Annotated in this window: 22 protein-coding genes; 10 read left to right on the plus strand and 12 right to left on the minus strand. The window is 41.5% G+C overall.

What is annotated here, in order from left to right; translation table 11 throughout:
* Window positions 1-6 precede the first annotated feature (6 nt).
* Window positions 7-1230 (minus strand): AAA family ATPase, encoded by a 1224-nt coding sequence (locus tag HEQ19_17785; protein ID WZI66952.1) that lies wholly within the window; start codon window positions 1228-1230, stop codon window positions 7-9.
* 196 nt (window positions 1231-1426) lie between these two features.
* Between HEQ19_17785 and HEQ19_17790 the strand changes: the two genes are divergently transcribed.
* Together HEQ19_17790 and glpX are read left to right on the plus strand one after the other, a co-directional pair.
* On the plus strand, window positions 1427-1591 hold the full coding sequence (locus HEQ19_17790; GenBank protein ID WYM01064.1) for a hypothetical protein: 165 nt from the start codon (window positions 1427-1429) through the stop codon (window positions 1589-1591).
* Between the two features lie 525 nt (window positions 1592-2116).
* Entirely contained in the window at window positions 2117-3154 is a 1038-nt protein-coding gene (gene glpX, locus HEQ19_17795) for a class II fructose-bisphosphatase (protein ID WYM01065.1), read from the plus strand.
* 182 nt (window positions 3155-3336) lie between these two features.
* Here the strand turns inward: glpX and HEQ19_17800 are convergent, their stop codons facing one another.
* Entirely contained in the window at window positions 3337-3528 is a 192-nt protein-coding gene (locus HEQ19_17800; GenBank protein WYM01066.1) for a hypothetical protein, read from the minus strand.
* A 38-nt stretch (window positions 3529-3566) separates the two neighbouring features.
* Between HEQ19_17800 and HEQ19_17805 the strand changes: the two genes are divergently transcribed.
* Entirely contained in the window at window positions 3567-4853 is a 1287-nt protein-coding gene (locus tag HEQ19_17805) for a glutamyl-tRNA reductase (protein ID WYM01067.1), read from the plus strand.
* 439 nt (window positions 4854-5292) lie between these two features.
* Here HEQ19_17805 and HEQ19_17810 read toward each other — a convergent pair whose 3' ends face one another.
* The 5 genes from HEQ19_17810 to HEQ19_17835 all read right to left on the minus strand — a co-directional run bounded on the left by HEQ19_17810 (window position 5293) and on the right by HEQ19_17835 (window position 9339).
* Window positions 5293-5865 (minus strand): Uma2 family endonuclease, encoded by a 573-nt coding sequence (locus tag HEQ19_17810; protein WYM01068.1) that lies wholly within the window; start codon window positions 5863-5865, stop codon window positions 5293-5295.
* 133 nt (window positions 5866-5998) lie between these two features.
* On the minus strand, window positions 5999-6676 hold the full coding sequence (locus HEQ19_17815; protein ID WYM01069.1) for a Uma2 family endonuclease: 678 nt from the start codon (window positions 6674-6676) through the stop codon (window positions 5999-6001).
* A 110-nt stretch (window positions 6677-6786) separates the two neighbouring features.
* Complete coding sequence (locus HEQ19_17820) at window positions 6787-7569, minus strand: ABC transporter ATP-binding protein (GenBank protein ID WYM01070.1); 783 nt, start codon at window positions 7567-7569, stop codon at window positions 6787-6789.
* On the minus strand, window positions 7559-8695 hold the full coding sequence (locus HEQ19_17825; GenBank protein WYM01071.1) for a branched-chain amino acid ABC transporter permease: 1137 nt from the start codon (window positions 8693-8695) through the stop codon (window positions 7559-7561). The genes HEQ19_17820 and HEQ19_17825 overlap by 11 nt, the downstream gene beginning before the upstream one ends.
* A 194-nt stretch (window positions 8696-8889) precedes the next feature.
* Window positions 8890-9339 (minus strand): hypothetical protein, encoded by a 450-nt coding sequence (locus HEQ19_17835; protein ID WYM01072.1) that lies wholly within the window; start codon window positions 9337-9339, stop codon window positions 8890-8892.
* 135 nt (window positions 9340-9474) lie between these two features.
* On the opposite strand from HEQ19_17835, the gene HEQ19_17840 reads away from it, so the two are divergent.
* The 4 genes from HEQ19_17840 (at window position 9475) to HEQ19_17855 (ending at window position 12051) form a co-directional block, all read left to right on the plus strand.
* Window positions 9475-9672 carry a hypothetical protein gene (locus tag HEQ19_17840; protein WYM01073.1) on the plus strand — a complete coding sequence of 66 codons (198 nt, stop codon included), beginning with the start codon at window positions 9475-9477 and terminating at the stop codon, window positions 9670-9672.
* A 167-nt stretch (window positions 9673-9839) separates the two neighbouring features.
* Entirely contained in the window at window positions 9840-10055 is a 216-nt protein-coding gene (locus HEQ19_17845) for a hypothetical protein (protein WYM01074.1), read from the plus strand.
* Between the two features lie 10 nt (window positions 10056-10065).
* Window positions 10066-10317: a cytotoxic translational repressor of toxin-antitoxin stability system gene (locus tag HEQ19_17850; GenBank protein WYM03483.1), complete on the plus strand. Its 252-nt coding sequence runs from the start codon at window positions 10066-10068 to the stop codon at window positions 10315-10317.
* A 147-nt stretch (window positions 10318-10464) separates the two neighbouring features.
* Window positions 10465-12051 (plus strand): glucose-6-phosphate isomerase, encoded by a 1587-nt coding sequence (locus HEQ19_17855; protein WYM01075.1) that lies wholly within the window; start codon window positions 10465-10467, stop codon window positions 12049-12051.
* A gap of 417 nt (window positions 12052-12468) precedes the next feature.
* Here the strand turns inward: HEQ19_17855 and HEQ19_17860 are convergent, their stop codons facing one another.
* Window positions 12469-13143: a Nif11-like leader peptide family natural product precursor gene (locus HEQ19_17860; protein WYM01076.1), complete on the minus strand. Its 675-nt coding sequence runs from the start codon at window positions 13141-13143 to the stop codon at window positions 12469-12471.
* A 212-nt stretch (window positions 13144-13355) separates the two neighbouring features.
* Between HEQ19_17860 and HEQ19_17865 the strand changes: the two genes are divergently transcribed.
* From HEQ19_17865 to HEQ19_17875, 3 genes are all read left to right on the plus strand, one after another.
* A complete protein-coding gene (locus HEQ19_17865; protein WYM01077.1) occupies window positions 13356-13673 on the plus strand; it encodes a hypothetical protein in 318 nt (105 codons plus the stop codon).
* Window positions 13670-14032: an aspartyl protease gene (locus HEQ19_17870; protein ID WYM01078.1), complete on the plus strand. Its 363-nt coding sequence runs from the start codon at window positions 13670-13672 to the stop codon at window positions 14030-14032. The genes HEQ19_17865 and HEQ19_17870 overlap by 4 nt, the downstream gene beginning before the upstream one ends.
* A 227-nt stretch (window positions 14033-14259) precedes the next feature.
* The gene (locus HEQ19_17875) at window positions 14260-14577 is read left to right on the plus strand and encodes a hypothetical protein (protein WYM01079.1); all 318 of its coding nucleotides are present in this window, start codon (window positions 14260-14262) and stop codon (window positions 14575-14577) included.
* Window positions 14578-14630: 53 nt separating this feature from the next.
* Here HEQ19_17875 and HEQ19_17880 read toward each other — a convergent pair whose 3' ends face one another.
* From HEQ19_17880 to HEQ19_17895, 4 genes are all read right to left on the minus strand, one after another.
* Window positions 14631-16178, minus strand: coding sequence for a DUF1802 family protein (locus tag HEQ19_17880; GenBank protein ID WYM03484.2), 1548 nt, complete (start codon window positions 16176-16178; stop codon window positions 14631-14633).
* Window positions 16179-16183: 5 nt separating this feature from the next.
* Window positions 16184-18055: a P-loop NTPase fold protein gene (locus HEQ19_17885; protein WYM01080.1), complete on the minus strand. Its 1872-nt coding sequence runs from the start codon at window positions 18053-18055 to the stop codon at window positions 16184-16186.
* 64 nt (window positions 18056-18119) lie between these two features.
* Window positions 18120-18776 (minus strand): hypothetical protein, encoded by a 657-nt coding sequence (locus HEQ19_17890; protein WYM01081.1) that lies wholly within the window; start codon window positions 18774-18776, stop codon window positions 18120-18122.
* A 589-nt stretch (window positions 18777-19365) separates the two neighbouring features.
* Entirely contained in the window at window positions 19366-20523 is a 1158-nt protein-coding gene (locus tag HEQ19_17895; GenBank protein ID WYM01082.1) for a fatty acid desaturase, read from the minus strand.
* Between the last annotated feature and the right edge of the window lie 219 nt (window positions 20524-20742).

The raw sequence follows: 20742 nt of genomic DNA on the forward strand, positions 1-20742 counted from the left end.
GCTTTTTCATTTTTTTGATTCGACCCATTGCCGAATTAACTCTATCTGAAAGCTATATCCATCACCAACTTTTTCAATTAACTCCCGTTGCAATAGTAAGTTGCGGCTGATGTTAGGATGAGGAAATTGTTGTGACAAAACTTTATCATCGACAATGGCACCTTCCCCAAGATCTGCGATGTGGCGCAAAATAGCCAATCCCGTCGCGTCTACTTGATTATTTTGAATGTCAGCGAAGAAAAAGCTACCACTACTCAAAGCTTGTGGTATCGCTGCTTCGACATCAGCCACCGTGGCGAGTCGGCGTTTAGATGGTTCTTGCTCATTTTTGAGAGCTACAAGTTCTGCACACAGCAATTGTACCAGAAAAGGATGACAGCGGGTGAGTTGCAAAACTCGCTCCACCGCCTCTGGTTGATAGCGCAAGGCAAAATCTGTGACGGGATGCTCAATTAATTGTCGCGCTTCGTCCCGCGTCAGGTAGGAAATATGCACAACTTGGACATTAATTAAATAACTCGCCCAGCGCTGATATTCTTCTAGAGTGTGGGAGCCAGCGAGTAACAATTTAAAGCGGGGACGGTGCTGGATGAGGTGACGCAATATTCCTAATACATCTTGTTCATCAAAGCGTCCTTTAGTTATGGCACTCTCTAACACCTCAAATTCATCTAAAGCAAGCAAAGCTGTATTGTTTTCCAGTAACAACTCAACTTGATCAAGCCATTCATCAAAGCAGGTGAAGGGGTCAGTAGCTAAAACTTCACGGGTGAGGGGTGGTAAAATTAAACCTTGCTCTTTAGCTGATTTTACCATACCTCTGGCGATATTGTAAAGAAAACCGGCATGGTTAGCAGCTGAGGAAGCCGCACCTTGTAAGTCTACAAACAAAGGAATGATGTTATTAGGTAATAGTCGTGGTAAATTTTTGAGTAGAGAAGTTTTGCCCATGCGCCGCTGACCGTAGAGTAGTAAAGGTGGGCGGCGGTGATCTAAAAGTAATTGTTCGATATGGATACCAATGTTATGGCGTCCCGTGAATATTTCTTGCTCTGGGGTTACAGGTATGCCGATGATATAAGGACAGTCGATGTCAGAGGTGGAGTCAATCAGCTTGAATCGGTACGCACAAAGCCGGAATACTCGCCAGAACAGCAATTGTAAACTATCTAAAATTAAGTTTAGGTACTGCTGGGATGCATTGGTAGCGTTGAGTAAGATTGAGGTCATAGCTGCACCTCTCTAAGTACTTCTTGGTTGGGTCTGAGATGTTTAGGAATTACGGAGACGGAAATTCTCTGACAGAAACTTTCTGCCAGAGGGGATAAATTAGCTATGATTTGTGAGGCAGAGCCTCTGCGGAAAAAATTTATATATGGGTATTTAGCACAATCATTGTGGCAATTCCCAATCCACCACAGGTTGGATGATCGTAGCAGATGACTGTGGTGGATGGGGGATTTTTAGATCAAAAAATCTTAGCAATATAGCAGGGGACTGGGGACTGGGGACACAACGACCGCTCAGTGCATCGCTGGGGACACAACGACCGCTCAGTGCATCGCTGGGTTACAAGTCTGATTGTGTCTAGGTTTTATCATCAGTTAATGTCCTAAGCACTTTGGCGGTTGCTATATATCCATAAATATTTACGATTTAGGGGCGCAAGGCCTTGATTTACGATTTAGGGGCGCAAGGCCTTGCGCCCCTACACAATCTATGTATAGATAAGAATCCACAATTTGTCATTTGTTATTTGTCATTTGTCATTTGTAATAAATTCATTAAAATTCCCTGCTGTCGCGTAAATATTGCCTACAATATGATTAGTAATGACTAGTCAGCAATAGCAATCGTTTAAAATCTCTAGCTGTAAGTTCTAAAAACTGCATTTAGTCAGTTATAAACCCTAATTTGAGCAATTTTACCCTAAAAAGTAGTAGCTGTAAGTAGCCGATGGTGTCACAAATAGCAGTGTCAACAGTAGATTGCAGCAAAACTTAACATAATTGCTCATGAATACTTTTTCCCATGCGTTACCGCCCTTTGGTAGACTTGAAGACTGAAAAGGCCAGATAAAACGGCGGAAATTCAAGCAGTTGAGAGGGCAGACTCTGTGGAAAATACACTTGGGTTAGAGATTATTGAGGTCGTAGAGCAAGCGGCGATCGCATCTGCAAAGTGGATGGGGAAAGGCGAAAAGAACATTGCTGACCAAGTAGCAGTCGAAGCAATGCGGGAGCGGATGAACAAAATCTACATGCGGGGTCGCATTGTGATTGGAGAAGGGGAACGCGATGACGCCCCCATGCTCTACATTGGGGAAGAAGTAGGTATATGTACCCGCGAAGATGCTAAAACTTTCTGTAACCCAGATGAACTAGTCGAAATTGACATCGCCGTTGACCCGTGCGAAGGTACTAACTTGGTAGCCTACGGACAACCTGGTTCAATGGCTGTTTTGGCAATTTCGGAAAAAGGTGGATTATTTGCTGCTCCTGACTTTTACATGAAGAAGCTAGCAGCGCCACCAGCAGCCAAAGGAAAGGTAGACATCAATAAATCAGCTACGGAAAACCTCAAGATTCTCTCCGAGTGTTTAGACCGCGCTATTGATGAACTTGTTGTAGTAGTCATGAAACGCGATCGCCACAATGATTTAATTAAAGAAATCCGCCAAGCCGGCGCTAGAGTACAACTGATTTCCGACGGAGATGTGGGAGCGGCGATTTCTTGTGGATTTGCTGGTACTAATATTCATGCTCTCATGGGTATCGGTGCTGCACCAGAAGGCGTAATTTCCGCTGCGGCTATGCGTGCTTTAGGTGGACACTTCCAAGGTCAATTAATCTACGATCCAGAAGTTGTCAAAACAGGTCTGATCGGCGAAAGCAAACAAGCCAATCTGGATCGTTTGAGTTCTATGAATATTACCGACCCTGATAAAGTTTATGATGCTCATGAACTCGCATCTGGAGAAACAGTTCTCTTCGCTGGTTGTGGGATTACCAGTGGTAACTTGATGCAAGGTGTCCGTTTCTTCCAAGGTGGCTCCAGAACTCAAAGCTTGGTTATTTCTAGCCTATCTAAGACTGCACGGTTTGTTGATACCATTCATATGTCTGACAAATCCAAAATTGTGCAACTGCACTAGGGAGTAGGGACTGGGGGCTGGGAACTGGAAGGGACTGGAAGGGACTAGGGGATGGGGAGAATAATAACACCTAACACCTAACTCTCAATCCCCAATCCCTGGTCACTGAGCGGAGCCGAAGTGCAATCCCCAATCCCCAATAGTAAGGAGTAATGAGTAATGAGTAATGAGTAATGAGTAAATTAATCCAATCCCCAATCCCCAGCGATGCACTGAGCTTGCCGAAGTGTCCCCAATCCCCAATAGTAAGGAGTAATGAGTAATGAGTAATGAGTAATGAGTAATGAGTAAATTAATCCAATCCCCAATCCCCAATCCCCAGTCCCCAGCGATGCACTGAGCTTACCGAAGTGTCCCCAATCCCCAATCCCCAATCCCCAATCCCCAATAACCCATTACCAAAGATTAAGAAATGAATATTGCAGTGGTGGGGTTAAGCCATAAAACAGCCCCAGTCGAAATCCGGGAAAAGCTGAGTATTCCAGAACCACAGATTGAAAGCGCGATCGCTCATCTGTCCAGCTATCCTCATATTGACGAAGTTGCAGTACTTAGCACTTGTAACCGTCTGGAAATTTACATTGTTACCAGTGAAACAGACCACGGCATCCGAGAAGTTACGCAGTTTCTTACTGAATATAGTAAATTGGCTACCCCGTCTTTGCGACAACACCTGTTTATGTTGCTCCACGATGATGCGGTGATGCATATGATGCGGGTAGCGGCTGGGTTAGATAGTCTCGTACTCGGTGAAGGTCAAATTCTGGCTCAGGTAAAGAATACTCACAAACTGGGACAGCAATTTAATGGTATAAAAACAATTTTAAATCGCTTATTTAAACAAGCATTGACAGCTGGGAAGCGGGTTCGCACCGAAACTAGCATTGGTACTGGCGCAGTCTCCATTAGTTCAGCAGCGGTGGAGTTGGCGCAAATGAAAGTGGAAAATTTAGCAGCTTGTAGAGTAGCAATTCTCGGTGCTGGTAAAATGTCACGGTTGCTGGTGCAACACTTAATTTCTAAAGGCGCTGGGCAAATTACTATTTTAAATCGTTCTCGCGATCGCGCCCTAGAATTAACTAAGCAATTCCCTGACCAACCAATCAAAATTCATCTACTGTCAGAAATGATGGCAGTAATTGCCGAAAGCGATTTGGTATTTACAAGTACCTCCGCCACAGAGCCAATACTTGACCGCGCCAAATTAGAAATGGTTTTAGCACCAGGTCAGCCCCTGATGTTATTTGATATTTCCGTGCCCCGTAACGTCCATACAGACGTGAATGACCTGGAGCATGTACGTGCATTCAATGTGGATGATTTGAAGGCGGTTGTAGCGCAAAATTACGAAAGTCGCCGCAAGATGGCTCAGGAAGCTGAAAAAATATTAGATGAAGAAGTAGAAGCCTTTGATATTTGGTGGCGTAGTCTAGAAACTGTTTCTACTATCAGCTCTCTGCGAAATAAAATCGAAACCATCCGCGAACAAGAACTAGAAAAAGCTTTATCGCGATTGGGTTCGGAATTTGGTGACAAACATCAAGAGGTAATCGAAGCTTTAACACGCGGTATAGTTAACAAAATTTTACATGATCCGATGGTGCAATTGCGAGCGCAGCAGGACGTTGAAGCTAGGCGCAGATGTATGCAGACGCTGCAAATGCTGTTTAATTTAGATGCAGAAAAGCAGTTTAGTTAATTTGTAGGGACTGGGGAGGTTAGAGGTTTCAAAGCCTATATACCTCCCAAGTTTTGGCATCTCAGCAAATCCCATTGCTTCCAGTCAAGATCCTACCTGATACTTTTAACCGAGACATTTTCTGACATCAGAGATATCTTGAACATCTAAGTATAACATCACCAACAAAGTCAGTGAAGGTGGTATCCCACATTGCCTTAAGCAAACTTAAGGCTCTTTTTATCTGTTTGTTTGCGACACCGAGAACGCAACAACAACTCGCCTACGGCATATGTCTGACTTTCCCGTGCAAGCAATTTATAACTTTCTTAGCTATGGTCTGCTTGTGTCAAAAGACGGAGCCATGCTACTCGTCTTTATTCATTGTAGCACAAATACAGCAAAAAGTTCTAATTAGACATGACCAAAAATATCCGCTATGTCTGTAATGTCTAGCGATTTATCGTCCTATCTTTTGCTCTAACGTAAATCCCGGTAGTACCCCCTCACCCGATAACTCGATTGGTATAGCCACGACTTCCACCGGCTGTCCCGCCCGATAAATTTCTACCTGCTTGTCCTGCTGATTAATCAGCCAGCCCAACCGCAGTCCACAGACAATATATTCCTGCATCTTTTCCTGCAAAGGCTTGAGGCGATCGCTGCGAGAACGCAACTCAATCACAAAATCAGGACAAATCGGTGGAAACCCTTCCCGTTCCCGCTGGCTTAAGTTCTGCCAGCGAGCCAGCTGCACCCAAGCAACATCAGGAGCGCGATCGCCCCCACCCGGCAAACTAAACACCGTCTGTGAGCTAAATACTAACCCCAGCCCAGAGAGTTCATTCCAGATTCCAACTTTCATAATTAAATTGGCTTCCTGATTCCCACCTTCTCCACCAATCGGCGTCATGATAATTAATTCTCCATTGGGCGATCGCTCCATCGGTACATCCGGATTTGCCAGACATAACTGATAAAACTGCGCTCTCGTCAGTGTTGTAATCGGTGCTAGATTTAATACTGTTGTCATTGCTGCCACCCTCGCTATGCCTATGTTGGCAAATGCCAAGATATTTAAATCCTACTTACAGCAGTTTTCAGGTAAATAGACCACGCGGTAGGGGCGCAAGGCCTTGCGCCCCTACGAGGATCTGTGGTTCAAATCAATGAAAATTGCTGTAAAATGTATTTGGGTCAATTCCTTGCTGTTGTAATCTGGCTAAGAGATTTTGCAGTTGTTCTTCTGGGGTTTGGTATCTTTTACCATCTTGGTCATACCAAAATAGCCATTCTCGTATTCTTCCTTGATAAGTCCCCATCTCCCGTCCAATACCTAAACCAATTTCCGGCATCCAGATTTTATCACCTGGTTGTAAAATGTATTTACCTTCAACTAAGCGATAAACTTCTAAATGTTGACGCTTGCGACGTAGCCGCGTTGGCGCATAAATGACATAATACAAAATACCTAATTCCGCATAATCAATTTTTTTCTGTTCGTATTCGCCGTTATAAGTTTGAGATACCACTTCTAAAGCTAGAATTGGTGGAATTTCCTCTTCTTCCCAAAGTACATAGCTGGAACGTCCATTTTCACCTACAAAACGTTCTACACCTAAACTCAGAAATCCATCGGGAACAATCGCAGGTTTACTAGGGGTGTAATAAATTCCCATGTTAATCCCAAAAAACCAATCATCACGGGTTTTCCAGATTGCAGCTAAGATGGCTAACAATAAATTGGGAATTAATATTTGCAGTTCGCTATCCACGGGTGTATCATCAGAATCTGGTAATTCTGCCGATGAGGGTAGGCAATCTAATGGATTGTAGTTTAACATGAGTATTCCTCAATCCTCAAGCTCTAAATTTAAACTTTTTTGCCGATTATTTAACAATAACGCGGAAGTGATTTTGTAGGGTGCGTTACGTTCCTAACGCACCCTACTGGTTATTTCCCCAAATACGCCTCCAAAACTTGGGAATTAGTTTGAATTTCTGCAGGTGTTCCATCAGCTAAATTTTGACCTTCCGCCAAAACCCAAACGCGATCACATAAGGACATAATCACATCCATATTGTGTTCAATAATGAGAAAGGTCATACCGTCTTGGCGATTCCAATTGAGAATGCGATCGCAAATATCATCAATTAATCTGGGATTCACCCCAGCGGCTGGTTCATCTAATAAAATTAACTTGGGATTTGTCATCAAAGCCCTACCCATTTCTAGCAGCTTCCTCTGTCCACCAGATAACCCACCAGCATAGTCATGGGCTTTTTTTTCTAACCCTACAGACTCTAACAAAAACATCGCCCTTTGTGCCAGTTCCTTTTCTTCTTTGGCGACAATATGGGGCTTTAATTGTACTTCCCAAAAATTTTCACCTGTTTGTTTTTGCGCCGCCAACAACATATTTTCTAACACCGACAACCGCGAGAGAGTCCGCGCTACCTGAAAAGTGCGGACTAGACCCTGCTGGGCGATTTGGTATGGTTGTAATTGATGAATTGGTTCCCCATCAAAAATTACTCGCCCCTTATCTGGGCGGATGAAATTAGACAGTAAATTAAATAAGGTAGTTTTCCCCGCACCATTGGGACCAATTAAGCCCGTAATGCTACCTTTAGCAACTTCAATTTTCGCGTCATTAACAGCTTTTATCCCACCAAAATTTTTACAAATTCCACTAGCAGCTAGCAAGGGAAGTTGGGATGACTGATTATTTACCAAGGGTAAGTTCCTCCTTTTTGCCTAAGATACCTTGAGGACGCCAAATCATCAGTACCATCAAAATGAGACCGATTACCATGATGCGAAATGCACCCAAACGGGCTTCATCTAGGGGAACGATTCTCGGTAAAACTTCCCGCGTGATCGCATCATAAGCAAAATAAATCACCGCACCCAAAATTGCACCAATATTATTTCCCGAACCACCTAAAATCACCATAATCCAAGAGTCAAAAGTCAACTGGGGCTGGAAATTATCCGGGTAAATTGCACTGAGTTGCCAAGCAAAGAAAGCACCAGCCACACCTGCGATCGCACCCCCTAACATTAGTGATTGTATCTTATACCAAAAGACATTTTTACCCAGCGCCTTGGGAATTTCTTCATCTTCACGAATAGCTTTCAGCACTCGACCCCAAGGCGATCGCACTAAGATTTCCAACCGCCAGAAAACAAACGCTAACACCAACAGCGATACCAACATCAACCCTGCTTTCGGGATGTAATTATAAAGCATAATTACCCCAGAAATATAAACCGCTGTAGACAATAGCCCCAGAAAAATTCCCACTCCCAAACGCGATGCAAATTCTTGCTTTTGACCTAATTTTTTCGGCGATGAATCAGTACTTTGCGATATTTGGGCTATCCGAATCCATCGCCACAATGAAAAGGTAGTGACTACAAATAGCAGCGTTAGCAGTCCAATCATCACAAGTCTGACAAACAAATTTGGCGTTGTCGATAAAGGTATCGCATAACTTTGCACACCAAACGCCCCAGAAATCCACGCATCACCTACAGGTAAATCTTGGTTATTCACCACCAATCGAATTAGTTCACCCACACCAATAGTAACGACACCCAAATAATCTTCCCGCAAACGCAGAGTCACAAAACCAATAATCAAGCCCAACAAAGCTGCTACAATTGCCCCAGCTATCGCCGACAGTAAAAGAGGCACGCCCTTCAAGCTTAATAATACCGTTGTATAAGCTCCCAGGGTCATAAAAGCAATATGACCAAAATTAATTAATCCTGTAAAGCCCCACTGTAAATTCAGTCCCAAGCTAAACAACGCAAAAGTTGCGGTAGAAATTGCTAGAAATATCAAATATTCAATCATATTTATTAGTTGTCATTTGTCATTTGTCATTGGTCATTGGTCATTGGTCATTGGTCATTGGTCATTGGTCATTGGTCATTTGTCATTTGTAATTGGTCATTTGTCATTTGTAATTGGTCATTTGTCATTTGTAATTGGTCATTTGTCATTTGTAATTGGTCATTTGTCATTTGTAATTGGTCATTGGTCAGTTGTCATTCATCTGTTTGCAAACCTGAAGTTTCGAGTTCTAAGCTCGAAGTTCCGAGTTCTAAGCTCGAAGTTTCGAGTTCTAAGCTCGAAGTTCCGAGTTCTAAGCTCGAAGTTTCAAGTTCTAAACTCGAAGTTCCGAGTTCTAAGCTCGAAGTTCCGAGTTCTAAGCTCGAAGTTCCGAGTTCTAAGCTCGAAGTTCCGAGTTCTAAGCTCGAAGTTTCCAGTTTCAAACCTGAAGGTTCCAGTTTCAAACCTGAAGGTTCCAGTTTCAAACCTGAAGGTTTCAGTTTCAAACCTGAAGGTTCCAGTTTCAAACCTGAAGGTTCCAGTTTCAAACCTGAAAGTTCCAGTTTCAAACCTGAAGGTTCCAGTTTTAAACCTGAAGTTTCCAGTTTCAAACCTGAAGTTTCCAGTTTCAAACCTGAAGTTTCACCCTCTTCCCATCCCTCCACCTCCCCATCTGACTAAAAACGGGGCGAATAGATCGTACCGTAGCTTGAGAAAAATGCTGTCTCCCAGTTGACTATTGGCAAATTTGTGGGAAGACTAACTTTAGGTTGTATATCATACTGGGTAATAATTGATATATGAATTTGCTGCGAATTAGAATCCATCACTTAATCGAACAGTTAGCCGATGAAGACCTACAAAGCGTTTGGGCTGTTGTCGAGTCGTTGTATTATGACTTTTATATGCTTAAAGCCGTAGAAGAAGTCAAGCGATCGCAGCAACCGTGGGACATCTTAACCCATGATGAAGCAGTACGGATGTTAATGTATTTTTAACCCACTGAAATCAGGTAAGGGTCAAGAGTCAAGAGTCAAGGGTCAAGAGTCAAGAGTCAACTCAGATCTTGCACATTTACGTATAAACAATGAATCCACAAAAAAAATGTGATGCATCTTACCTTACGAAAATATAGTTTTAAGTCCTCTTATAGAGGACTTAAGCTATGAGACAGGGACTTACAGTCCCTGGCGGATCTGTTAGGACAGCGAAAATCTATCAATATTTAGTGATTTTTGTTGTGGATGACATAGTTGGTGCAAGATATGAATCAAGAGTCAAGAGTCAAGAGTCAAGGGTCAAGAGTCAAGGGTCAAGAGTCAAGAGTCAAGACCAATCACTAATGACAACCGTCAACCGTCAACCGTCAACCATCAACTGACAAAGTGAATCTGGAAGTGCGCTATGCTAAGTCTTTTTTAGTAGACCTAAAAAATTTAGAAGCCGCTGCCTACCAGCGGGTGTATAATTTTGTTTTCGTAGAGTTTAGCCAAAAGCGGCAATTGCATTTTTTGCCAGAACTGCGACAGATTGACAGTGAGGGAATTTTTCACCGTTTTACCCTAGACAATTATCTGATTGGCATCGAACTTAGGGGTGGAATCGTCAAGTTTTTGCGAGTCATACCTATGCCAGATGTTTAAGGACAGACGATTTGGACTAAGATCTATTGCAGGCTCCTGCATTTATGCATGGGGTAGTTTCAGTTAAAACAGTATAAGACAAAGCAGGGAACGCTCAGACCTTACATTAAACTGGTTTGTGACCAACACTTTACATGAGATTTCCCTATGGATGCTAGGGCACTTTGGCAACGATACCAAAATTGGTTATATTTCCACGAGGGATTGGGACTGTACCTTGATGTAAGTCGGATGCGGTTTGATGATGCTTTCGTGGAGTCGTTGCGGCCGAAGTTTGACAAGGCGTTTGCGGATATGTCCCAATTAGAAAACGGTGCGATCGCCAATCCTGACGAAGATCGCATGGTTGGACATTACTGGCTGCGAAATCCTGATTTAGCACCGACGCCAGAACTCACACAAGAGATTGTCCAAACCCAAGAACAAATCGAAGCCTTTGCCGAAAAAGTCCAAACAGGTGCTATTCATCCTCCCAAGGCGAACCGCTTCACCGATGTTATCTCAATAGGTATTGGTGGTTCGGCCCTTGGTCCCCAATTTGTCGCTGAAGCCCTTTCCCCTGATTTCCCACCGCTAAAAATTCATTTTATCGACAATACCGATCCTGCAGGTATTGATCGTGTTCTGACTCATTTGCGTAACAGCTTGTCCAGCACTTTGGTATTGGTAATCTCCAAATCTGGAGGGACCCCAGAACCCCGCAATGGGATGATTGAAGTCAAAAAAGCCTACGCAGGTCAAAATCTCGACTTTGCTCAATACGCTGTAGCAATTACTAGCGCTGATAGCAATTTGGATAAAGTCGCAAAATCTGAAGGCTGGCTGGCTACTTTCCCCATGTATGATTGGGTGGGAGGACGCACTTCCGAATTGTCCGCTGTGGGGCTAGTACCCGCCGCATTGCAAGGCATTGATATTAGTGCCATGCTAGACGGTGCAAAGGAAATGGATGACGCTACCCGCGTACCTGATGTCAAAAATAACCCAGCAGCAATGCTTGCTTTGTCTTGGTATTTCTCAGGCAATGGCAAGGGTCAAAAAGACATGGTTGTCCTACCTTACAAAGACAGTTTACTATTATTTAGCCGCTATTTGCAACAGCTGGTAATGGAATCCTTGGGTAAGGAAAAAGATTTAGATGGTAAAACCGTCTATCAAGGCATCGCCGTTTATGGTAACAAAGGTTCAACCGATCAACACGCTTACGTCCAACAATTGCGCGAAGGTGTGCCGAATTTCTTTGCTACCTTAATTGAAGTTTTGGAAGATCGCAAATCCCCATCTCCAGAAATCGATCCTGGAGTGACATCAGGTGATTATCTTTGCGGTTTTCTTTTAGGAACTAGACAAGCACTTTACGAAAATCACCGCGATTCCATTACAGTCACCATTCCCCAAGTCAACCCCCGCACAGTCGGGGCGTTAATTGCTTTGTATGAGCGGGCTGTTGGTTTATATGCTAGCTTAATCAACGTTAACGCTTACCATCAACCAGGGGTAGAAGCGGGTAAAAAAGCAGCCGCAGTCATTCTCGATTTGCAAAAACGAGTAGTAGAAGTACTGCAAAAAGACAAAACCCCCCTAACTCTTGCTGAAGTCGCCGAAAAAGCAGGCGCAGCAGACCAAATTGAAGCGATTTACAAAATACTGCGTCATCTACACGCCAATCAGCGCGGTGTAGTGCTACAGGGTAATCTTGCTCAACCTGACAGTTTAAAGGTCTCTGCTTCTTAATAGATATAGTTCAATTATTGTTGCTCATGCAATAATTTTTGATTGTTAAGCATCCTAGTGTTGGAGTGAAAACTTTGATATGAGGATGCTTAACTGTCGAACGATGATCTGTAGGGGCGCAAGGCCTTGCGCGTGTTTTTAAAGTCTCATATAATACTACAAAAACGCTGATACATATAGATTTCGCGTAGGGGCACGGCATTGCCGTGCCCCTACAGATGGTATCATATCGTGTGGATTTAGGGGTATCTAAAAATTTATCCGGCTAAACAAATAGTTTGAAAACACGCCCTAGATCCCCTACCCGCAATCATCCTTACATAGCCGATAAAATGGGTATTACCTCTATTCGCGACTCAGTATCCTTAAAGAAATCGGGGATATTTTTGTTTGTATTTACTAGAGCTATTGTGAACGTTATGACTGACTCATGAGGCGTTGGTTAAAATACCCTCTGGGTAACCAGCACTGACTCCAAAAAGATTTATCATCGTCTATATCACGATCCCATCCCGATAATATACCAAGATTTGGTTTATCCCGATGACAAAATGGTGCCACGAGTCCCCATTCTTCAGCCAAGCAAATCCATGCTAAAGTATTTATTCTGCCAATCACTGGACCGACATAGCTGTCCCCAGAATAGCTAGTAATCGTAACTTGTGAAGATGACTTGATATTTGTCAACACCCATCCTAAAGCTTCTATGGAAAAGTGATAGCCATTTTCTGCAGCAATTTTGATGAACTTTTGGGGATTTTTAGCTGATAACAATTCTGCTTGCAGAGGTGGTGTTTTTTGTGCTATAGCAAACAAATTCCAAATCTCTTGACTTGTAATCACAACCGAAGCCAGTTCATCTTCAGTAAAACTATAACCATTATCTCTTGCTTTTTCAATAAAATCCCCCAAGCTATGAGTGTATATAAGTTCAGTCTTCAAAGGGGAATTTTGGTCTATCGCCCATAAAAAATGACTAATTTTTTCCCATGTAAACTGATTAAATTTAATATTCTCCTGATTGACTTTGGCTTTCCAGGACTGATAGACTTCATCATCACTGTAAAAAAAATTCCAAATCTGATAATGCATAAGTTGTTTCTCCTAAGTTTTGAACTTGGCAGAACACCCTATAAATCTCAGTTTATCAGGTAGAGAATCAGTGTGTCTATAAAATTTGTGAACTTGAAAAGATGTAGGGTGCGTTGTCGCGAAACGTAACGCACCTTAAATTGTTGACGATGCTGCATCTCGTTTTTTTGTGCTGTAAAATCAAGTTAGGGCACTATTAATAAGTAGAGTTTATGACTCAATCAACGCCAAAACAACCCCCACGTCGCGGGAGAATCTTTCCTGATCGCACTTTACCACCCGAAGAACTGGCTAGGCGCAAAGCTGACGATGAAGTGTTTTATCAGCGTTGTCGGGCAATTTTTGAGCGTGTGCGTCCCCATTTGATTGAGGAACACTATGGCTGGTATATTGCTGTGGAGCCTGATAGTGGTGATTATTTTGTTGATGAAGATAAAATGCCAGCTCATAAAAAGGCCTTAGAAAAGTACCCAAATACTAGACATTGTGTATTTTGCCTGAATGAGACGGGAACAACTGGCACAATATGATTGAGGGTAGATTTGGCGAAAAGGGGCAGTTATTTTTTGAAATTGATTTGATGACATCTGATGGATTAAATTTGCCTGTAGATGCGATGTTAGATACGGGTTTCACAGGCTTTTTGGCTATTAATAAACAAGATTTAGATGGACTTGACTGGGGTTACATCGGTGAGGAACCTTTGCGAACTGCTAAAGGTGAATCAAGATTTGATATTTATTTAGGTAAGGTGATATTAAATGCACAAGAGTATGAAATTCCAGTTTATGTGGGGAATGAATTGACGGAAATTTTGTTGGGTTCAGAATGGTTAAAAATTCTGCCTTTGGTGGTGAATTATCAGGGGGAAATATTGACGCTGGGATAGGTGGGGTATGTTTGCAAGTACTCCCTTCGCGCTAGTGGAGGGATATCTATGACGGGCGTACAGCGTTTCTCGCCCTAGTAAGGTACACCCGTAGGGGCACGGCAATGCCGTGCCCCTACACAGCGTGATACAATTTTGTACCTCATCTGAATGGGAAGTGCTATAGCTGCATCTCGTTTTTCTTTTGTTCTAAAATCAAGTTAGGGCACTATTAATAAGTAGGGTTTATGACGCAATCAACGCCAAAACAACCCCCACGTCGGGGAAGAATCTTTCTTGATCGCACTTTACCACCCGAAGAACTGGCTAGGCGCAAGGCGGAACGGCAGATATTTCATCAGCGTTGTCGGGCAATTTTTGAGCGTGTCCGTCCCCATTTGATTGAGGAACACTATGGCTGGTATATTGCAGTGGAGCCGGATAGTGGTGATTATTTTGTGGATGAAGATATAGAAATAGCTAGTAAACATGCACAAAATAAGCACCCAAATGCTGTACACTGTGTCTTCTGCCTCAATGAAACTGGAGCTACAGGCAGAATATGATTGAGGGTAGCTTTGGGGAAAATGGGCAGCTATTTTTTGAAGAAGAGTTACGTTTAGTTTATTGGTAAGTCGCGTAAGAAATAAAAGCGATCGCTCCTCCAATTATCTCCTTTTTCTCGTCCTAGGTAGCCGGTTAAGGGCGATGATAGTTCTATAAGTAACTCGCAGACTTGATCATCAGTTTGCTTGCGGTTGTGAGTAGCATTGTAATGAGCACGAATTTCTGTAACTGTGAAACACGGATGTGTAGCTTGTGAAATTTGGTTGTCTTGTTCAGAAAGTTCTTTGACTACTTTGATAATCTGCGATCGCAGACTCATTTCTTTGTAAACTTGGTCAATATACTTTTCTACCTCGTCATCAGATTGACCAGCTTTGAGGTATTCTTTTAGCTTAAATAAGTCTATTGAATTTCTATAAATACTTTGCAGTCTGACCAATTTTTCTAGTGTTTCCGGGTTAATAATAGCCATATCTTGTATTTTTGCAGCGTCTTGAAGTTGGGTTGTAGGTTTACCAGGACCAATAATTAATTTAGTAGCTTGTTTAAATAATTCTTGATTTTTCAGGCGTAGTGTTCCCAAATTTAGTAGTTGTACAGCAGTATCATTGGGAATTTTTTTACCAGCTTTGCATTCTCCAACTAATGGATAGGGTTGTGAACAGAATACATCTACACCACCAGCACCGCCTTTGTGGAAATAATCAACTGTAAACCCTAGAAATTCAAGACTCTTGCGAACTATATTTTCAAAATCTGTACCAGCTTGATAATTAGTTTTACCCTCATCTTTTTCTATGCTGCGATCGCCCAATTTTGCAATATCATTTATCCAAGCTAAATTTGGATCTGGTTGCTTAATTAGTTTGTCACTACTCCAACCTAAAAAGACTTTGATATCGTCATCTAATTCTTTAGCGGCTGGGTTGGTGATGCTGAGGGAGGCTAAAGCGCTCTGCAATTCTTCTAATTCAGGATGCAGGGGCGGTTCTAGATTTTCTAATTGGCGTTTGCGTTGGGCGAAGATGCGATCAGTTAATACTGGTGTTGCTTCAGAAACCCTTAATTCCTGTGGTAAATGAACAAACTCACTGTTTAAATTTACCGCAACTTCAATTGATTTAGGCAACTCATAGACTCGCACATATGCCAGAAATATATTTTTTCGTTGATTTTTTCGTTGTGCTACTATTGTCTCTAACCCTTTTTTTGTCCAAATAGTTAACTTAGATAAAGCAGCTAATAATTCAGGATTATCCAAAATTTGGCACAGTTCACACCTAGCCCATGCTTGAATTAAAACTGTTTCATGAGCTAGTAAAGGTAATTGTAACTGTTCATTATTTGGGAACAAACTAATTTGCTGTGGTTGTAGTAAAATACCCTGACTATTTAGTTGTGAAAATGCACTTTGAGCAATAGGTAAGAAACTGGAGCGATAGTACTGCTCAACTGGTACTAAATTAATTGACGCATCTGTTGGAACAAGAGCAAATTCTCGTCCTGGAGTAATAAATTTATTAGATAATATTGCAATTATTATTCCTTGCAATAATGCCTCAATTTCTGCTATTGGTAAACGCAATGCTATATTAATCATATTTATTAAAATAAATCAAAGTTACTAGTATTTTCGGCACTTGCAATTTGATTTAAAATTACTGTGCTGTTATCAATTTCTTCGTTAACTGCATCTTGAGGAACTTGTCCTGATGGGTTGCTGAGAATTTCACGTATCAGATAATTATCAATTGCTATCCGCTTTTCGCGAATAAAATCTATGATCTGATCTTCGCTTAATTCATCATCTTCACGACCTTTCATGACAAAATGCAATGCTAAAAGTGGTTTGATGTCTTCAAATTTCAATAATACCCATTCACCACCCAATTTTGGGGATAACAGATCACTTAAATACTCTTGTGCTTTAGTAGCACCTTTATTAATTTGCTTAGAGCGAACTAAACAACCACGAGTTAAATCAAAATCTTTGTAGCGAATTAACCGTTTCAATGTAGCTTGGACTACTAAACCCCCAGATTCTTGCAGAACAGCTATGCCAATTTTGACATCTTTGCTATTTTCTTTGCCAACAATTTTAAAATCCACATAGCCTCTATCAACAGCTTTTACTTGAACATCAACAACTTTTTCAACTTTCACATTTTCTATGGTTTCACCAATGACTGCACTAAATCCTAATCGGAGTGCTTGAGCCAGAGTTGCTTTATCCTCGATGTAATCTTGTTTAGTAGTTTCTAAAGCAGCTATTTGTTGATTATAAGCAAATTCCACAGGGTGTGTTTTTATTACTATTACTGGGTCAACATCAGGCAATTTAAAATTCTCAGCACACCATTTCAAAACTTTTCTAACTATTGGTCTTTCTTTACCTAAATCTCTTAGTTCCTGTTCATTAAACGGGTAAAGTGGATTAGGAGGTGTTAAACCATGCTCCTGATAAAAATCTTCCAGCCATCGAGAAATTAAGGCAACAACATCATCAGAATTGAGATGTTTTAAATCAATAACCTGTTCACCTATTCTATCTACAACTGCTTCAGCATAAGGTAATTTTTTTACTTGATGTATCCATGTTTCAGGATATATAGATGTTAGCAAAATCCCCTGTTTAATTTTGTCATATAAGTCTTTTGCCAAGAGAGCAGTAACTTGTGCTCCTGTAAATCCCGCATCATTACATCCTAAATTTTCCATTTCATCGAAACAAACTACGATTGGCTTATAATCACTAATTAAGTCAAGAATTTGTCGTACTGTATTGAATGATTCAGCCTCTTTATCATCTGCGCTTATATTAGCTAACCCCATTGAATCAGCTTTAGTCTGTACTAGGCTATTACCAGCAAGCCATCGAATGGCAAATATTTCATAAGCTGGGTCAGGAGATAACGTCCATAAAATCGCAGTAAGAATATCAGGATTTTCGATGTCAGCCTTGATACCTAGCACCTGATCTCGCCAAACTTCAACTACCTTGGGATTTTTAGCTAATGCACCTGGAAATTGATTTACTAGCTGTTGAGGTGTATAGTTTTTTTTGAAAGCTTCATTAACTAAGGCTGTTGCTAATTCCTGCCATTGACTAACACCTTGACTACCTAGTTGTTTGAGACTATTTGCGAGAGTGCTTAAAAATGCTGTTTTAATACGATTTAAATCATCACACTGACTCATATAAACAAATAAAGCACTACCATCAATCTGTAACTTATGGCGAATTCTGCTTATAAGATGGCTTTTACCTAGCCCTCTTTCTGCTTTAATAGTAATACCTATAACTTGTCGCTCTTTGGTACGAACTTTCTCAATTGCTTCATAAACAGTATCAGAAGCATGAGAATTTAAAGATTGTACATCCGGAAAACTTTGTCCCCAAACATTTTGACTTCTAACTACTAAGCGTCCTTGAAAAGGGTTGCTTTTGCTGATAAGATTAATTAAATCGTTCGACATATATTTGAAGTTGTTGTGTATGAGGTATTGCAGAGAATGAGCAAAAATTACAAAAATTACTGGACTAGTTTAAACGTTTTGCATAGCAACGCAGTCCACTGACTTCAGTAGTTACGGAATCTTCAAGTTTTGTAGGATCATTATCTGGTAAACTTCCACCTTGAAGCTGCAAAATATCGTTTGCTTGCATTTCCAGCAGCCAAGCATTGAAATGTTCACGACTAATGCGATCGCCTATTTCTCTCCTAATCCGATAAATTGGTACTAGATCATCTAGGTTGTAATTCTGATTCAGTTTGTCGTAGACTTCCAAAGCCACAGACTTAAACTCGTCATAAGAAGCGATAGCACTCTTGCCATTCACTGGTGCAGATCTACCAACTACCGCAACATTTATCTGACAAATCCACCTCACCAGCGCATTCGCCGCCCAAGTACCAACAATCGTCCCTTCAAACTTAAACTCGCCACTTCGCAAACCCTCACCCAACACCTCTAAACCTGTGGGAGATGTGAGAGTATATCCCTTTTTAGAGATGATAATTGCACCCTGTTTCTGCAAGTCTTCAAATACGCCCTGATAATCTGCTGCTTTCTTACCCTTGGATACAATACGCTTGCTGAGTTGACCTTTCAATACTTCCTGCTGCGTTCCTCCCAAGTCCCATAAAGCCAAAAGCAGGCGAGTAGTAGTTTGTAAACTATTTTTTACCGATGCCATAATTTGTATAGTATTTAACTCATTACTATTTTATAATAATTTTATTTTTTTTACATTGTGTACCGTAATCTTATGTAAATATTTCTTGATATTTCATATAAACTAGGTCTATCTACTTGGTTCTGAGAATTGATTCAACTACACACTAAATCCCAGAAAATACCCAGCCAATCTGAACAGCGATGTCTACGACAGGCTAAAGCGACGCAGTTATACAAGCTCTGCAAAAGATGAGAATTAATTCAACCTAAAAAAACTAATCAGTATCGTAGGACATACCTCAGATCTTGCACCTTTACGTATAAACCATGAATCCATAAAAAATATGTGATGCATCTTACATTAAGAAAATATAGTTTTTAGTCCTCTTATAGAGGACTTAAGCTATGAGACAGGGACTTGTAGTCCCTGGCGGACTTTTTACCCCACCCCTTAATCCCCTCCCCGCAAGCGGGGAAGGGAGGTTTTGGCTTTAGACGAAACCGGGGTGGGGTGACACTGAATATCATCATTCGCCACATTCCCCAGTTCCAACCCTGCTAATATTGGCTCAATAATTGCTTTAGTCTGTAGCCGAGAGTAGGACAGATTAATTTTTAACGGAGATGACTGATTTTTGGTTTTTGACGGACCCTACTTCTTTTTCCATCATTCCCACGGAGACTGTTTGATGAAATGATGCGATCGACACCAGCTGATTTGCGGCACAATCCCACAGGATGAATTTAAAACAATCAGGAATATCTGCTATTTCTAGTGTTTTTACATCTGCAAGTAAGTGAATATTTTGATTGTGGCAAGCTTCGAGGTTATAATTCGGAATTTTTTCAGAGAGATGATGAATATTATGATAGCCAATATCTGCCGAAAACCACTTCAAAATCGGGGGTAGCTTCAGGTAGCTGCTCCCATAAATCGCACCCCGCAAATACTCCCATCCTTCGGTTTTATGAGCGTATGAGCCATCAAAGTTGTGCTGCACAAAGAATACACAGATGAAAATCGCCGCAGAACACGTTAACGTAATTGAGTAGACGCTAAAGAAGAACCCAAAGCCAAGCCAATAGCTGAAAAAAATCCAGCCACCGACTACGCAAATGTTGTTAAAGAGTAGATCCCAAAACTCACCCGTTGTGTACCAATTTTTCGATTTATACGAGGAGATGATTTTGGCTAAACCTATACCCGGATCTGTCTTCAGACAAGTCAGTAGATGAACGATAAAACCATAAGTTCCCTTAATCAGTGCCAATCTTGGCTTAATCGCTAGATAGAAAAACCCACCCGGAAAAATCATCAATGGGTGTCTTAGCAGTTCATACCGTTTCTGAGCAGATGGCGAGAGGAGAGCAAACTCATCCGTCGAGATCAATGCAGAAGGTCCGCGATACCGTTCCCAATCGCCATTGGTTTTGTGGTGATAAGCATGTCCTCTTGACCAGGGATATTGGGGAATCGCATTGATCACCCCCAGCATAAAACCTATAACCCGGTTGACCCGATTTGAACTAAAGAGTGAATAGTGTCCGCAATCATGCATTAAAGAAAAACAACGCAGTGAAAAGAGTGTGATCAAAACCATGATCGGTGGAAGTAACCAAAAAGAAACGGAAGCTGCTTTAATTGCCAAAACCCATAAAAGGACATAAGGAACAACTGTATTGAGGATTTGATACGCTCCCCGCAAGTCATTGCTCTTCATATAAGGAGTCAGGACGAAATCCGACTTTTTTACTGTGGCTTCCATTCGATTTAATAAAATTTCCTTTGTGAACAACTTACATCATAAATTAATAACCAAGAAAAATTTGTAACAAACAAAGCCCATTTTGTGCGAGAGGCTACGCCAACTAGTCTAGACAATAGGGGATATATCAATACGGTTCGGTTAAGGCTAAAAAATAAAAATGTGTAGGTTGGGTTGAGGCACGTAGACCCGAAGGGGCTTGCCGTTCGCGTAGCGTCT

It is taken from the genome of Gloeotrichia echinulata CP02, from assembly GCA_038087035.1.
Taxonomy (GTDB): domain Bacteria; phylum Cyanobacteriota; class Cyanobacteriia; order Cyanobacteriales; family Nostocaceae; genus Gloeotrichia; species Gloeotrichia echinulata.

Excerpts from the sequence above, each read along its gene's own strand:
- HEQ19_17785 (WZI66952.1), bottom strand. The coding sequence starts at position 1,230 with ATGACCTCAATCTTACTCAACGCTACCAATGCATCCCAGCAGTACCTA.
- HEQ19_17790 (WYM01064.1), top strand. The coding sequence starts at position 1,427 with ATGATCGTAGCAGATGACTGTGGTGGATGGGGGATTTTTAGATCAAAA.
- HEQ19_17805 (WYM01067.1), top strand. The coding sequence starts at position 3,567 with ATGAATATTGCAGTGGTGGGGTTAAGCCATAAAACAGCCCCAGTCGAA.
- HEQ19_17810 (WYM01068.1), bottom strand. The coding sequence starts at position 5,865 with ATGACAACAGTATTAAATCTAGCACCGATTACAACACTGACGAGAGCG.
- HEQ19_17815 (WYM01069.1), bottom strand. The coding sequence starts at position 6,676 with ATGTTAAACTACAATCCATTAGATTGCCTACCCTCATCGGCAGAATTA.
- HEQ19_17825 (WYM01071.1), bottom strand. The coding sequence starts at position 8,695 with ATGATTGAATATTTGATATTTCTAGCAATTTCTACCGCAACTTTTGCG.
- HEQ19_17840 (WYM01073.1), top strand. The coding sequence starts at position 9,475 with ATGAATTTGCTGCGAATTAGAATCCATCACTTAATCGAACAGTTAGCC.
- HEQ19_17845 (WYM01074.1), top strand. The coding sequence starts at position 9,840 with ATGAGACAGGGACTTACAGTCCCTGGCGGATCTGTTAGGACAGCGAAA.
- HEQ19_17855 (WYM01075.1), top strand. The coding sequence starts at position 10,465 with ATGGATGCTAGGGCACTTTGGCAACGATACCAAAATTGGTTATATTTC.
- HEQ19_17860 (WYM01076.1), bottom strand. The coding sequence starts at position 13,143 with ATGCATTATCAGATTTGGAATTTTTTTTACAGTGATGATGAAGTCTAT.
- HEQ19_17865 (WYM01077.1), top strand. The coding sequence starts at position 13,356 with ATGACTCAATCAACGCCAAAACAACCCCCACGTCGCGGGAGAATCTTT.
- HEQ19_17870 (WYM01078.1), top strand. The coding sequence starts at position 13,670 with ATGATTGAGGGTAGATTTGGCGAAAAGGGGCAGTTATTTTTTGAAATT.
- HEQ19_17875 (WYM01079.1), top strand. The coding sequence starts at position 14,260 with ATGACGCAATCAACGCCAAAACAACCCCCACGTCGGGGAAGAATCTTT.
- HEQ19_17880 (WYM03484.2), bottom strand. The coding sequence starts at position 16,178 with ATGATTAATATAGCATTGCGTTTACCAATAGCAGAAATTGAGGCATTA.
- HEQ19_17885 (WYM01080.1), bottom strand. The coding sequence starts at position 18,055 with ATGTCGAACGATTTAATTAATCTTATCAGCAAAAGCAACCCTTTTCAA.
- HEQ19_17890 (WYM01081.1), bottom strand. The coding sequence starts at position 18,776 with ATGGCATCGGTAAAAAATAGTTTACAAACTACTACTCGCCTGCTTTTG.
- HEQ19_17895 (WYM01082.1), bottom strand. The coding sequence starts at position 20,523 with ATGGAAGCCACAGTAAAAAAGTCGGATTTCGTCCTGACTCCTTATATG.